This window comes from Arenimonas donghaensis DSM 18148 = HO3-R19 (genome assembly GCF_000743535.1).
Classification (GTDB): Bacteria; Pseudomonadota; Gammaproteobacteria; order Xanthomonadales; family Xanthomonadaceae; genus Arenimonas; species Arenimonas donghaensis.
Window position 1 is genome coordinate 109,046 of record NZ_AVCJ01000043.1, and the last position, 13,465, is coordinate 122,510.

General features: G+C 69.0%; 11 protein-coding genes. 3 read left to right on the top strand and 8 right to left on the bottom strand.

What is annotated here, in order from left to right:
- Position 1: 1 nt before the first annotated feature.
- The 6 genes from ribB to creD all read right to left on the bottom strand — a co-directional run bounded on the left by ribB (position 2) and on the right by creD (position 6,701).
- Positions 2-1,102 carry a 3,4-dihydroxy-2-butanone-4-phosphate synthase gene (gene ribB, locus N788_RS11355; protein WP_034225144.1) on the bottom strand — a complete coding sequence of 367 codons (1,101 nt, stop codon included), beginning with the start codon at positions 1,100-1,102 and terminating at the stop codon, positions 2-4.
- Positions 1,099-1,704, bottom strand: coding sequence for a riboflavin synthase (locus N788_RS11360; RefSeq protein ID WP_034225151.1), 606 nt, complete (start codon positions 1,702-1,704; stop codon positions 1,099-1,101). Before N788_RS11360 ends, ribB begins: the two co-directional genes overlap by 4 nt.
- Before the next feature lie 722 nt (positions 1,705-2,426).
- A complete protein-coding gene (gene ribD / locus N788_RS11365; RefSeq protein ID WP_034225256.1) occupies positions 2,427-3,482 on the bottom strand; it encodes a bifunctional diaminohydroxyphosphoribosylaminopyrimidine deaminase/5-amino-6-(5-phosphoribosylamino)uracil reductase RibD in 1,056 nt (351 codons plus the stop codon).
- Between the two features lie 20 nt (positions 3,483-3,502).
- Positions 3,503-4,018, bottom strand: a complete 516-nt coding sequence (gene nrdR, locus N788_RS11370; RefSeq protein ID WP_034225153.1) for a transcriptional regulator NrdR — start codon at positions 4,016-4,018, stop codon at positions 3,503-3,505.
- 10 nt (positions 4,019-4,028) lie between these two features.
- A complete protein-coding gene (glyA, locus tag N788_RS11375) occupies positions 4,029-5,279 on the bottom strand; it encodes a serine hydroxymethyltransferase (protein WP_034225156.1) in 1,251 nt (416 codons plus the stop codon).
- 105 nt (positions 5,280-5,384) lie between these two features.
- On the bottom strand, positions 5,385-6,701 hold the full coding sequence (creD, locus tag N788_RS11380; protein ID WP_034225158.1) for a cell envelope integrity protein CreD: 1,317 nt from the start codon (positions 6,699-6,701) through the stop codon (positions 5,385-5,387).
- 232 nt (positions 6,702-6,933) lie between these two features.
- On the opposite strand from creD, the gene ettA reads away from it, so the two are divergent.
- A complete protein-coding gene (ettA, locus tag N788_RS11385) occupies positions 6,934-8,598 on the top strand; it encodes an energy-dependent translational throttle protein EttA (protein ID WP_034225160.1) in 1,665 nt (554 codons plus the stop codon).
- Here the strand turns inward: ettA and N788_RS11390 are convergent.
- The gene (locus N788_RS11390) at positions 8,591-9,526 is read right to left on the bottom strand and encodes a LysR family transcriptional regulator (RefSeq protein WP_034225161.1); all 936 of its coding nucleotides are present in this window, start codon (positions 9,524-9,526) and stop codon (positions 8,591-8,593) included. The genes ettA and N788_RS11390 overlap by 8 nt on opposite strands.
- Before the next feature lie 114 nt (positions 9,527-9,640).
- On the opposite strand from N788_RS11390, the gene N788_RS11395 reads away from it, so the two are divergent.
- Positions 9,641-10,633 (top strand): zinc-dependent alcohol dehydrogenase family protein, encoded by a 993-nt coding sequence (locus N788_RS11395; protein ID WP_034225162.1) that lies wholly within the window; start codon positions 9,641-9,643, stop codon positions 10,631-10,633.
- Positions 10,633-11,448 (top strand): SDR family NAD(P)-dependent oxidoreductase, encoded by an 816-nt coding sequence (locus N788_RS11400; RefSeq protein ID WP_034225163.1) that lies wholly within the window; start codon positions 10,633-10,635, stop codon positions 11,446-11,448. Before N788_RS11395 ends, N788_RS11400 begins: the two co-directional genes overlap by 1 nt.
- A gap of 104 nt (positions 11,449-11,552) precedes the next feature.
- On the opposite strand, the gene N788_RS11405 is transcribed toward N788_RS11400, so the two are convergent.
- Entirely contained in the window at positions 11,553-13,412 is a 1,860-nt protein-coding gene (locus N788_RS11405) for a S8 family serine peptidase (RefSeq protein WP_211250721.1), read from the bottom strand.
- Between the last annotated feature and the right edge of the window lie 53 nt (positions 13,413-13,465).

The window sequence follows — 13,465 nt, forward strand, 5'->3', positions numbered from 1 at the left end:
TTTACCGCGCCCGTCCCCCCTCCACGTACTCGACCACTTCCAGGCCGAATCCGGCCAGGCCGACCTGGCGACGCGGCGTGCCCAGCACGCGCAGCTTGCCCAGGCCCAGGTCGTGCAGGATCTGGGCACCGGCGCCGTTGCGGCGCCACTCGCGCGCACGCGGGGGCTCGGGCGTTGCCGACTCGGTGATGCGGGCCAGCAGGTCGTCCGGGCCCATCGGTTCGGACAGCACCACCACCACGCCCTCGCCCGCCTCCGCCACGGCCGCCAGGGCGTCGCCGGTGGCGACGCCGAAATCGGCGCGCTGCCAGTGCAGGGCGTCCGAGAGCGGGTTTTTCACGTGCACGCGCACCAGGGTGGGCGTGTCGGCCCGGGGCTGGCCGCGCACCAGGGCGAAATGCAGGTCGCGGCTGAGCCGGTCGCGGTAGGTGACCAGGCTGAAGTCGCCGTAGGCGGTGGGGATGTCGCGCACGTCGACGCGTTCGACCGTGTGCTCGGTTTCCAGCCGATGCCGGATCAGGTCCTCGATCGAACCGATCTTCAAGCCATGCTCGGCGGCGAACTTCTCCAGTTCCGGCCGGCGCGCCATCGAGCCATCGGGGTTGAGGATCTCCACCAGCACGCCGGCCGGTTCCAGGCCGGCGAGCAGGGCCAGGTCGCTGGCGGCTTCGGTATGGCCACTGCGGGTGAGCACGCCGCCGGGCTGGGCCATCAGCGGGAAGATATGCCCGGGCTGGGTCAGGTCCTCGACCGCGGCGTCGGGACGCACGGCGGTGCGGATGGTGTGCGCGCGGTCGTAGGCGCTGATGCCAGTGGTGACGCCCTCGGCGGCTTCGATGCTGACGGTGAAATTGGTGTGGTACGGCGAATTGTTGTCGCGCACCATCGGCCCGAGGCCGAGCTGGCGGCAGCGTTCGCGGGTGAGCGAGAGGCAGACCAGGCCGCGGGCGTGGGTGACCATGAAGTTGATGTCGGCCGGCTTGACCAGCTCGGCGGCCATGATGAGGTCGCCCTCGTTTTCACGATCCTCGTCGTCCACTACCACGACCATGCGGCCCTGGCGGATTTCCTCGAGCAGTTCGGAGACAGGGGCGAAACTCATGCGGATTCCTCGCGCGCGGCCAGCAGCCGTTCGACGTAGCGGGCGACGGTGTCGACCTCGAGATTGACGTCGTCACCCGCCCTGGTTTCAGCGAAGGCGGTGTGGGCGACGGTGTGTGGCACCAGGTTCACTTCGAACCCCCGGGCATCGACGGCGTTGACGGTCAGGCTGGTGCCGTCGACGGCGATCGATCCCTTCACGGCGACGTAGCGCAGCACCGACGCCGGCGCGGCGAAACGCCAGCGCTGGCTGCGACCGTCGTCCCAGACTTTCTCGACGCGGCCGACGGCATCGACGTGGCCCGAGACCAGGTGGCCGCCGAGGCGATCGGTCGGCAGCAGCGAACGTTCGAGGTTCACGGCCGCGCCTACGGGCAGCTGGCCCAGGGTGGTGTGCGCGAGACTTTCATTGGAGACATCGGCGTCCCAGCCCTCGCCGTCGAAGGCGACGACCGTCAGGCAGCAGCCGTTCACGGCGATCGACTCGCCCAGGGCGATGTCGTCGTGGCCCAGGCCACCCCAGCCAAAACGCAGCCGCTGGTCGCCGCCACGCGGCTCGCGCGCCAGCAGCCGTCCCACCGATTGGATCAATCCCGTGAACATCGCAACACCCGAAATCCGGCCCGTGCCGGGAGCCCGCCATTGTACGCGGGCTCCCCAGCAGACGCGGCCCCGCGCCCTGCAACAGTCCGTCCCCATGCCCCCAAGGCCCCCACCCCTGTAGGAGCGCCTTCAGGCGCGAAGCTTCCCGTCCCTGTGGGAGGGACTTCAGTCCCGAGCCCTTGGCCCTGCCCATAAGGCAGGCACAGCGGCCCGTGCTGCCTTTGTCGGAGGCGCCGCCGCGCACGCTACGTCCTCGCCGCCCGGCCGGTCGCAAGCGTCATCCATGACCAGCTCACGGCCGGACGCTGCAGGCATCCTGCCTTCCGCTTCGTCGAGGACATAGCGTGCACGACGACGCTCCCACTTCAATCACGGGCCGCGGGTTGCCAGCCCGACGCTTCGCGTCGAAGTGCCTGGCGCGCGCCAGTGATCGGGGGCCGGTACCTGTTTCCGACGTCAATTCCCCGCTGCTTGCCCGGCGGCCACGACGTCATTTCGAGGAGGTAGCGTGCAGTCGCCCTGGCCGACCTTCGGAGACAAGGACGTCGACGAAGAGCCTACATGGAGGTACTTGCGGCGTGTCGGCCAGGGCGACTGCACGCTGCCTCCACCCGCGTAGGCACCACGACTCCAAGCCCGGCTTGCGGAAACACAAGGCAAAAGCTTCGCGCCTGAAGGCGCTCCTACAGGGGCCAGGCGTCCGGGGTCCGGAGGTCCGGGGGTCAGGGGCCGAGGAGGAGGCGGAGGTCGGGGCCGATCTGGCGGGTTTCGAGCAGGCGCAGGCCGATGCGGTCGGCCATGGTGGCGGGCGTCACGCCGGCGAGCAGTGGGCGGCCGCGGTCGCCGAGCAACACCGGCGCGACGTAGAGCAGCAGCTCGTCGACGAGGCCGGCGGCCACCAGCGCACCCGCCAGCGTGGCACCGGATTCGACCTGCAGTTCGTTGACGCCGCGCTGGCCCAACTGCGACAGCACCGCGCCCAGGTCCAGCCCCGCGCCGGCGCGGCGCACCGCGAAGGCGTCCACGTTGTCGCCGTAGTCGGGCACCACGTCGTCGCCGTGCACCGCCAGCGTCGGCGCGGCCTCGTCGGTCAACAGGCCGGAGGCGGCGGGCAGCCGGCCGCGTTCGTCCAGGACCACCCGCAGCGGCGGCACGAAGGCCTCGTCGGTGGCCAGGCGCACCGTCAGCCGCGGGTCGTCGGCCAGCACCGTGCCGATGCCGGTCATGATGGCGCCCGAGCGGGCGCGCCAGCGCATCACGTCCGCGCGCGCGGCGTCGGAGGTGATCCACTTCGAGCTGCCGTCCTCGAGCGCGGTGCGCCCGTCCAGGCTCATGCCCAGCTTCACCCTCACCCAGGGTCGCCCGCGTTCGATGCGGGAGAAAAAGCCGCGATTCTGGTGCCGCGCCGCGGCTTCCATCAGGCCATGTTCGACCGTGATGCCGGCCGCCGCCAGCTTGGCGAAGCCCTGCCCGGCCACCTGGTAGAAAGGATCGCGGCAGGCCGCGACCACGCGGGTCACGCCGGCCGCCACCAGCGCGTCGGCGCAGGGTGGCGTGCGGCCATGGTGGGCGCAGGGTTCGAGCGTGACGTAGGCGGTCGCACCGGCGGCGCGGCCCCCGGCGGCGCGCAGCGCCATCACTTCGGCATGGGGCTCGCCGGCGCGTTCGTGCCAGCCCTCGCCAAGCACGCGGCCGCCGTCGGCGATGACACAGCCGACCACCGGGTTGGGCTTGGTGGTGAACACGCCGCGTTCGGCCAGCTGCAGCGCGCGGGCCATGTGGGCGTGGTCGTGCGCGTTCACTTCTTGGCCTTGTCCGTCGCCGCTTCCAGCAAGGGCAACTGCAGGCCCTCGAGGCCCGGCAGGTCGCGTTCGAGCCGCTCGATCTCCTCGCGGAAGGCCTGCACGTCCTCGAACTTGCGGTACACCGAGGCGAAGCGCACGTAGGCCACCTGGTCGAGCTTCTTGAGCTCGGCCATCACGAACTCGCCGACGCGCAGCGACGGCAGCTCGCGTTCGCCGCTCAGGCGCAGGGCATGGATGACGCCGCGCACCGCGAGGTCGATTTCCTCGGCCGACACCGGCCGCTTCTGCAGCGCCCGGTCGAAGCTGACCCGCAGCTTGCGCTCGTCGAAGGCTTCGCGCCGGCCGTCGCTCTTGACGATGGCCGGCAGCTTGAGCTCGGCGGTCTCGAAGGTGTTGAAACGTTCGTTGCAGGCCTCGCACTCGCGGCGACGGCGGATCGTGCTGCCGTCGTCGGACACGCGTGAGTCGATCACGCGGGTGTCGCTGTGCTGGCAGAAGGGGCAATGCATCCGGGTGGGTTTATCCGTAGACCGGGAAGGCCCGGCACTGCTTGGTGACGTTGTCGCGCACGCCGGCGATGACGTTGTCGTCGGTGGGCGCGTCGAGCACGTCGCACATCCAGTTCGCCAGCGCCACGCACTCGGCTTCCTTGTAGCCCCGCGTGGTGACCGCCGGGGTGCCGATGCGCAGGCCCGAGGTGACGAAGGGCGAACGCGGGTCGCCCGGCACGGCGTTCTTGTTGACGGTGATGTGGGCAGCGCCCAGTGCGGCCTCGGCGTCCTTGCCGGTGACGTCGCGGCCGATCAGGTCGATCAGCATCAGGTGGTTTTCGGTGCCGCCGGAGACGATCTTGTAACCACGCGCCATCATCGTTTTGGCCATGGCTTGGGCGTTCCTGACGACCTGCTGCTGGTAGTCCTTGAAGCCGGGCTCGAGCGCTTCCTTGAAGGCCACCGCCTTGGCGGCGATGACGTGCATCAGCGGGCCGCCCTGGGTGCCGGGGAACACCAGCGACTGGAATTTCTTCTCCAGCGCTTCGTTGGCCCGGGCCAGGATGATGCCGCCGCGCGGGCCGCGCAGGGTCTTGTGGGTCGTGGAGGTGACCACGTCGGCGTGCGGCAGCGGGTTCGGGTAGACGCCGGCGGCGACCAGGCCGGCCACGTGCGCCATGTCCACGAAGAAGAACGCGCCGACCGACTTGGCGATCTCGGCCATGCGCGCCCAGTCGATGACCTGGGAGTAGGCGCTGAAGCCGGCGACCAGCATCTTGGGCTGGTGCTCGGTGGCCAGGCGCTGGACTTCGTCGTAGTCGATCAGGCCCTGCTCGTCGACGCCGTACTGCACGGCGTTGAAGATCTTGCCGCTGAAGTTGACCTTGGCACCGTGGGTGAGGTGGCCGCCATGGGCCAGCGACATGCCCAGGATGGTGTCGCCCGGCCGCAGCAGCGCCAGGTAGACCGCGGCGTTGGCCTGCGAGCCCGAATGCGGCTGCACGTTGGCGTAGTGGGCGCCGAAGAGCTGCTTGACGCGTTCGAGCGCCAGCTTCTCGGCGATGTCCACGTATTCGCAGCCGCCGTAGTAGCGCTTGCCCGGGTAGCCTTCGGCGTACTTGTTGGTCAGCACGCTGCCCTGGGCCTCCAGCACGCGCGGGCTGGCGTAGTTTTCCGAGGCGATCAGTTCGACGTGGTCCTCCTGGCGCTGGGCTTCCTGGGCGATGGCCCGGGCCAGGTCGTCGTCGTAACCAGCGATCTGCATGTCCTTGGCAAACATCGGGGCGCGCTTCCTTGAATGGCTTTCAAGCGCGAAATTGTAGCCCCGACAGGGGTTTGCGGCCAGCGCCGGGCCCATCGGGCGGCCCGGCGCCGGCCCCGGCCCTCAGGCGCGGCCCAGGCGGTGCCAATCCACCCGCCGGGTCAGCGCCATGACGCTCGCCAGGGCCGCGAACAGCACCCCGCTGCCGACCAGCAGGGCATGGTCCTCGGAGCGCAGAAGCAGGTACAGCAGGCCATACAGGCCGGCCAGGCCCAGGCCGAAGCCGATTCCCCGGCCCCGGCCGCCCAGCACCCCGGCCAGGTAGTAGCCCAGCAGGGTCGAACAGGCCAGCGCCGCCGCCGCATAGGCCGGGCCGAAGCCCACGTGTTCGGACAGCGACAGCAGCAGCAGGTAGAACATCGCCATCGCCAGCCCGGTGAGGCCGTACTGGACGAAGTGCACCGGCCGCTCGGCCAGCGCCTCGACCAGGAAAACCGCGCCGAACACCAGGCCCAGGAACAGCAGCGCGTACTTCATCGCCCGTTCGGTCATCAGGTAGCGGTCCACCGGCTCGACCAGCCGCAGCCCGAAGGCGCCCTCGAAAACGCCGCTGCAGGCGCCGTCCGTCGGCCCGCAGTCGGCCAGCGCCTGCGAAACCCGGCTCGACAGCCGCGACACCGCCCAGCGGGCGCTGAAGCCGGCTTCGCCGACTTCGCGCTGGTCCGGCAGGTGGTGGCCTTCGAAGCCCGGATGCGGCCAGTCGCCGGCCAGGCGGATGCTGTTCTCGTCGCCCACCGGCGCCCAGGCCAGCGAACCGGTGCCCGCGAGCGCCAGGTCCACCGCGAACGGCAATTCGCCGTCCAGCGCCGCCAGCGGCACCGGCACGTGCAGGCCCTCGCCCAGCCAGGCCACCCGCGAGCCGGGTTCGACGGTGGCGGCCCGGCCGGCCAGCGTCACGCCGATGCGGCGCACGCCGCGGTTGTCGCCCAGCCCCAGGACCAGCCAGGCGCGGCGGGGTCGCAGCTCACCGACGTCCACCGGCGGCGCCACGTGCCGGAACCGGCCGGTGATCTGCTGGGAGGCCAGGTACACCGGCACGCTGAACAGGCTGCGTCCGCGCTTCTCAGTGGTAAGGCTGGCCTCGATGTCCAGGGATTCGGGGCCGACCAGGTAATGGACGGGCTGCAGCGATTCCTCGGTTTCCTCGCTCATCTGGCCGCCGCGGTTCACCACCCGGCGTCGTTCGGTCCGGTGTTCGGCCTCCACCAGCAGCAGCGGCCCCACCAGGGCCTGTTCGCCGGCGGTGGCGCGGGCGATCTCGGCGGCGACTTCGCGACCGCGCTGCTGGCGCTCCGACACCAGGCCGTCGAGCAGGGCCAGCGGCAGCAGCAGCAATACAAGCAGCAGCCCGACCAGGGCCAGTTTCCATCCGATGCGCATGGCGCGATCCCCCGTTTGATGCCGCCCAGTGCGGCCAAGGGCATGGGAACAGGCGGATCGGGCGCTGCAACGGCAGCGAAATGGCAAAACGCGGGCAGTTCAGGCCAGGCGCCGTTTCAGCGATAATGGCGCACCCTCCGATCGACGGACCGGCCGCGCCCACAGGCGTGGCCCCACCCCCGCCCGGCTCCGCGCCAAGCGCGCGCCGGCGGGCTTTGTACCGGGAAACCCCATGTCGCAATACATCTACACCATGATCGGCGTCAGCAAGACCGTGCCGCCGAAGAAGCAGATCATCAAGGACATCTCGCTGTCCTTCTTCCCCGGCGCCAAGATCGGCCTGCTGGGCCTCAACGGCGCCGGCAAGTCGACGGTGCTGCGCATCATGGCCGGCGTGGACACCGACTTCACCGGCGAAGCGCGACCGCAGCCGGGCATCAAGGTCGGCTACCTCGAGCAGGAACCCCGCCTCAATCCCGAGCACACCGTGCGCCAGGCGGTGGAAGAAGGCGTGGGCGACATCCTGCAGGCGCAGGCGCGCCTGGACGAGGTCTACGCGGCCTACGCCGAAGAAGGCGCCGACTTCGACAAGCTGGCCAAGGAACAGGAGCGCCTGGAGGCGATCCTGGCCTCGGGCGACGCCCACACCCTGGAACAGCAGCTGGAAGTGGCCGCCGACGCGCTGCGCATCCCGCCCTGGGATGCGGTGATCGGCCCGCTGTCGGGCGGCGAGAAGCGCCGCGTGGCGCTGTGCCGCCTGCTGCTGTCCAAGCCCGACATGCTGCTGCTCGACGAACCGACCAACCACCTCGACGCCGAGTCGGTGGAATGGCTCGAACAGTTCCTGGCGCGCTATTCGGGCACCGTCGTGGCGGTCACCCATGACCGCTACTTCCTCGACAACGCCGCCGAGTGGATCCTGGAACTCGACCGCGGCCGCGGCATTCCCTGGAAGGGCAACTACAGCGAGTGGCTGCTGCAGAAGTCGGACCGCCTCAAGCAGGAAGAGTCGCAGGAAAAGGCGCGCCAGAAGGCGCTGCAGCGCGAGCTCGAGTGGTCGCGCCAGAACGCCAAGGGCGGCCGCAGCAAGGGCAAGGCGCGCCTGGCGCGCCTGGAAGAGCTGCAGGCGGTCGACTACCAGAAGCGCAACGAAACCAACGAGATCTTCATCCCGCCGGGCGAGCGCCTGGGCAACAACGTGATCGAGTTCAAGGACGTGTCCAAGAGCTACGGCGACCGGCTGCTGTTCGAGAACCTGAACTTCACGGTGCCCAACGGCGCGATCATCGGCATCATCGGTCCCAACGGCGCGGGCAAGTCGACGCTGTTCCGGATGCTCACGGGCCAGGAAAAGCCGGACTCGGGCGAGATCAACATCGGCCCGACGGTGAAGCTGGCCTACGTGGACCAGTCGCGCGATTCGCTGGAAAGCGACCTCAACGTCTGGCAGGCGGTGTCGGGCGGCTCGGACATCCTCAACATCAACGGCGTCGAGATCCAGTCGCGGGCCTACATCGGCCGCTTCAACTTCAAGGGCCAGGACCAGCAGAAGCTGGTGGGCACGCTCTCGGGCGGTGAACGCGGCCGCCTGCACATGGCCAAGACCCTGCTGCAGGGCGGCAACGTGCTGCTGCTCGACGAACCGTCCAACGACCTGGACATCGAAACCCTGCGCGCGCTGGAAGATGCGCTGCTGGAGTTCCCGGGCTGCACGATGGTCATCTCGCATGACCGCTGGTTCCTGGACCGCATCGCGACCCACATCCTGGCCTTCGAGGGTGACTCGCACGTGGAGTTCTACCAGGGCAACTACCGCGAGTACGAAGAAGACAAGCGCCGCCGCCTCGGCGACGAGGCCGCCGGCCCGCACCGCCTGCGCTACAAGGCCCTCAAGTAGCCTGGCGACCCGTCGCAGACGTCGGCACGGTCCAGACCGGCTTGCTGCCGACGTATTCGAGCAGGAAATCGATGAATATCCTGACCTTCGCGGTCAGGACGTTGGCTTTGGGATAAACGAGCCAGAGCGCGGCCTGCGTGTCGACCGTGAAGTCCGGCAGTACGCGCACCAGCGAGCCGTCGAGCAATTCGGCGTGCACGCTCCACAGCGAATTCACCGAGATGCCCGCCCCGGCCAGCGTGGCGACCTTCTGGCTCAGGCCGTCGTCCATGACCAGGCGGCAGCCGGCCCCACGTGGATTGAATTGCCCGGCTGCGCCGCCGGGACCGCGTAGCGGCAGGGCCACCGGCTCCTTGAAGGCGATCAACTGGTGGCCGGCCAGATCATCGGGGTGGCCCGGCACGCCGTGGCGTCGCAGGTAACCGGGCGACGCGCACAGGATACGGGTGTCGTCGGCCAGCTTGCGCGCCTTCAGGCTGGTGTCGGCGAGCGCCGAGTTGCGCAGGGCCAGGTCGAAGCTGCCCTGGATCAGGTCGAAGGGCATGTCGGTCAGCCTCAGGTCCAGGCTGATGCCCGGATGCAATGCCAGGAAGGTCGGAAGCACCGGCGCGATGTACAGCTGCGCGAACGTGCTGGGCGCCGTGAACCTGAGCGTGCCCGACGCGGTCAGGTGGCCATGGCCCAGCGCGGCCAGCGCCGCGTTTTCCTGGGCCAGGATCTCCCGCGCGTAGGGCAGGAATTCCGCGCCTTCCAGCGAAAGCGTCACCTTCCGGGTGGAGCGCTTGAGCAGGTCCGCGCCCAGCGCCTTTTCCAGCTTGGCCAGGCGCGCGCTCGCCACTGCCGGCGCCATGCCCAGTTCGCGCCCTGCCGCGCTGATGTTGAGCTTGTCCGCCGCAAGCACGAAGAGCCGGATGCTTTCGGTATCCATGGCTTTATATCCATTTTCCGAATTATCGAATCAATTCTAGGTGCTTTTTACCGCTTTTGTGGGTCCTTATCGTAAGGCGACGGTCGAACTGACCCCCACCCCAGGAGAACCCAGATGAAAGCCATGGTCCTCGATGCCTACGGTGCCGACACCCGATTCAAGGCCGCCGAACTGCCCCAGCCGGCTCCCGCGGCCGGCCACGTGCGGGTGCGCGTCGCCGCCACCAGCATCAACACCGTCGACACGATGATTCGTGCCATGGGCACCCAGCTGCCGTTCGCACCGGCCCTGCCCGCGGTGCTCGGCATGGACTTCGCGGGCACCGTCGAGGCGGTGGGTGAAGGCGTCGTCGATTACGTTCCCGGCGACGAGGTATACGGCTGCGCCGGCGGCCTGGCCGACCTGCAGGGCGCACTGGCGGAAGCCATGGTGGCCGATACCCGGCTCATCGCCCGCAAGCCTGCCTCGCTTTCGATGCGTGAGGCTGCGGCACTTCCGCTGGTGGCTATCACGGCCTGGGAAGGGCTGCAGCGCACCGGCATCCGCGCCGGCCAGAAGGTGCTGGTGCACGGGGGCGCAGGCGGCGTCGGCCATGTCGCTGTTCAACTCGCGCGCCATGCCGGCGCCGAGGTCTATGCCACTGGTGGCGGCGAAGAACAGGCCGCGATAATCCGATCCTACGGCGCCACCCCGATCGACTACCTCAGGGAACCGGTGGCGGACTATGTCGCGCGGCATACCGGCGGCGCCGGCTTCGACGTGGTCTTCGACTCGGTGGGCGGCGCGAATCTCGCGAACTCCTTCGAAGCGGCGGCCCTGAATGGCCAGGTCGCCACCACCGTGTCCCTGCTCGAGCTGGACCTGGCACCGGCCCACTTCAAGGGGCTGTCGTTGCACGTGGTGTTCATGCTCATCCCGATGCTCCACGACCGGCATCGGGAATCGCATGGCGAGATCCTGGGCAAGCTCGCCGCCATCATCGACGCCGGTGGACTCAAGCCCTTGCTGGACCCGCAGCGATTCGCCTTCGAAGAGGTGGGCGCCGCCTACGACCGGCTGGGCAGCGGCCAGGCGATCGGCAAGGTCGTGGTGGAGGTGCAGGCCTGATGGCGCGGACGATACTCGTCACCGGTTCCACCGATGGCATCGGCCTTGAGACCGCCCGGCAGCTGGTGTCCCGCGGCCATGAAGTGCTGCTGCACGGCCGCGACGCCGGGAAGTTGGCGTCGGCGCGGACGATGCTGTCGTCCCTGCCCGGCGCCGGCCGGATCGGGACTTTCCTTGCAGACCTTTCGCGGCTCGACGCGGTCGAAGAGCTGGCGACCGAGGTCGCCGCACGGCATGAGCGACTCGATGTACTGGTCAACAATGCCGGAGTCCTGCGCACGCCGTCGCCGCGTACCGACGCGGGGCTGGACGTACGCTTTGTCGTCAACACGATTGCGCCCTGGCTGCTGACCCGCCGCCTGCTGCCACTGCTGGGCAACGGCGGCCGGGTGGTCAACCTGTCTTCGGCCGCCCAGGCGCGCGTCGATCCGGCGGCACTCGCCGGCAATGTCCGGCTGGACGACATGGCCGCTTATGCACAAAGCAAGTTGGCGCTGACACAGTGGTCGCGGCACCTGGCCCTGTCGCTCGGCAAGGCGGGGCCGGTGGTCGTTGCCGTCAACCCTGGCTCGATGCTTGGCAGCAAGATGGTCCGGGAAGGCTTCGGCGTGGAAGGTGGCGACCTGCGCACCGGCGCCGACGTCCTGGTGCGTGCGGCCCTGTCGGACGAGTTCGCGGAAGCGAACGGCCTGTACTTCGACAACGATTCCGGCTGCTTCGCGCCACCCCACCCGGACGCCCTGGATACGCTGCGATGCCGCGAACTGGTCGCGGCGATGGAAGGCTTGATCGGGGGCCCGGACCAGGGGCGGTAATCGCGGCAGTTCGACCACGACGCGCACACGGAGATGCAGCAGGGCAGCCAATGCAGAAGGCCCGCTCGCGCGGGCCTTCCGTGGAACGAATCGCCGTTGGTGACTCAGTACGCGACGATGATGCTCGCCGAGCAGGTGGCGGTACCGGCATTGCACACCTGGTAGCTCGCGGAGGTGGCGCCCAGGTTCTCGCTGAAGCGACCGGAATTGCTTTCGGTGGCGATCTTGCTGCCATTCCGGAAGATGTCCACCGTCGCGCCACCGCCGTTCCAGGACAGGCTGTAGTTGTAGTTCTTGCCGCGCTTGCTGACCGAGCCGCTGAGATCGCTCGGGGCGCCCGCGGGCGGCGGCGGCTCGCTCCCACCACCACAACCGTTCGCGGCCAGGAAGTCGCTTGCCGCCTTGGCCTTGACGATGCCGTAGCCGAAGTAGACGTCGGTGCCCGCCGCGCCCGCGTCCGCGGCCGTGGCCTTGAGGGCGTCGCGGATCTGCGTGCCGGTGCAGGTCGGGTGATTCGACCACACCAGCGCCGCGACGCCGGACACGCCCGGCGTGGCCATCGAGGTGCCGCTCATGTAGCCGTAGTCACTGGCACCGATGCTGATCGAGGCGGAGGCCGAACCCACCAGCGAGCCGCGGTCCTCGAGCGCGGCGCCCACCGCCGGGATCGAGGTGGTGTTGGCGGTGCCGAGCGTTCCGTACAGCATGCCCGCCTCGTTGTTGATGACGATTGCGCCGATGCCGCCGGAGTTCTGGCAGTTCTTCACCTTGTCGTGGAAGGAGATCACGCCGCGGTCGATCACGCAGATCCGGCCGGCCGCGCCGGCGGCCGTCGACTCCGCGGTGCCCATGAAGAAGGTGGCGCCGGAGGCGGAGCCGACGTTTTCCATGGCCGACGAGGCAAACCCGCTGCCGTCGGCCTCGAGCGTGGAGAGCGTGGCGCCACCGGCCGGATAGGTGGAGAGCGTGTCCACGCCGCCGGCCGTCGCTTCCACGCAGTAGCCGTCGTGGGTCTCGGTGCTGGCGTTGCGGCCGCGCCCCGTCGTGACCGTGCAGGACGGGAACTGCGAGAAGTCCGCGATCTGGTTGTTGGCGTCGTTCGCGCCGATCATCATCACCGACTTGTAGCCGGCCGGATAGGAACGAACGCTGTTGCCGTCGTTGCCCGCCGCGGCAATGACCAGGCCGCCATTGGCCGTGAACTGGTCGAACGCCGTCTGCTCGGTGCTGTTGGCGCCGCCACCGCCCAGGCTCATGGAGATGATCTTCGCGCCGGCCTGCGAACACTTCGACGCCGCGTTGGCCAGGTCGGAGGAATAGCCCCAGCCCGCCTCGTTGAAGACCTTGACGATATGCAGCGGATTGCCGGGCGCCATGCCGACCACGCCGAAGCCGTTGTCGAGCGCCGCGATGGTGCCGGCGACGTGGGTGCCGTGCGGGCCGCCGTCCTGGAACCAGTTGCCGGTGCCGCTGTCGTTGCTGCCGGTGATGTTGCTGTCCGAGAAGTCCATGTTCGGACCGCCCGTCTCGCCCTGGCCCGAATAAGCCAGGCCGGAATCGATGACGCAGACCTTCTTGGCGCCCGCCAGGTTCAGCGCGACCTGGTTGGCCTGCGACTGGTAGATCGCGTAGGGAGTGAGCTGGGACGTCGTCGGGTCACCGGCGTCGTCGTTGTACAGGGCCATCAGGTAACGCGGGTGGTCCTGTTCGACGTATTCGATGTTCGGGTTGTTCTGCAGGCCATTGAGCGCGGCCGCGGGAACCGAAACGGCCATCGCGTTCATGCCCGAAATCTGCAACTTGACGCTGCCGCCGGAGGCGCGGACGGCGTTCTCGACGTTGCCGCGGGCGCCATCCTTGAACTTGACGATGTAGCGATCGGCGTCCGGCTGGGCAGCCAGGGCCGCGCCCGAGAACGCGATTGCAACGGCAGTGCAGAGCAGATTGCGGGTCAGCTTGTTCACGAAGGTCCTCCACTGGACAGGGACGCGGCGGGCACGAAAGTGTGCTGTCCGTC

What these genes read in the sequence shown, in the direction of transcription:
- creD (WP_034225158.1), bottom strand. Translation starts at nt 6,701, where the DNA reads ATGCGCATCGGATGGAAACTGGCCCTGGTCGGGCTGCTGCTTGTATTG.
- N788_RS11360 (WP_034225151.1), bottom strand. Translation starts at nt 1,704, where the DNA reads ATGTTCACGGGATTGATCCAATCGGTGGGACGGCTGCTGGCGCGCGAG.
- N788_RS11395 (WP_034225162.1), top strand. Translation starts at nt 9,641, where the DNA reads ATGAAAGCCATGGTCCTCGATGCCTACGGTGCCGACACCCGATTCAAG.
- ribB (WP_034225144.1), bottom strand. Translation starts at nt 1,102, where the DNA reads ATGAGTTTCGCCCCTGTCTCCGAACTGCTCGAGGAAATCCGCCAGGGC.
- ribD (WP_034225256.1), bottom strand. Translation starts at nt 3,482, where the DNA reads ATGGCCCGCGCGCTGCAGCTGGCCGAACGCGGCGTGTTCACCACCAAG.
- N788_RS11390 (WP_034225161.1), bottom strand. Translation starts at nt 9,526, where the DNA reads ATGGATACCGAAAGCATCCGGCTCTTCGTGCTTGCGGCGGACAAGCTC.
- ettA (WP_034225160.1), top strand. Translation starts at nt 6,934, where the DNA reads ATGTCGCAATACATCTACACCATGATCGGCGTCAGCAAGACCGTGCCG.
- N788_RS11400 (WP_034225163.1), top strand. Translation starts at nt 10,633, where the DNA reads ATGGCGCGGACGATACTCGTCACCGGTTCCACCGATGGCATCGGCCTT.
- glyA (WP_034225156.1), bottom strand. Translation starts at nt 5,279, where the DNA reads ATGTTTGCCAAGGACATGCAGATCGCTGGTTACGACGACGACCTGGCC.
- nrdR (WP_034225153.1), bottom strand. Translation starts at nt 4,018, where the DNA reads ATGCATTGCCCCTTCTGCCAGCACAGCGACACCCGCGTGATCGACTCA.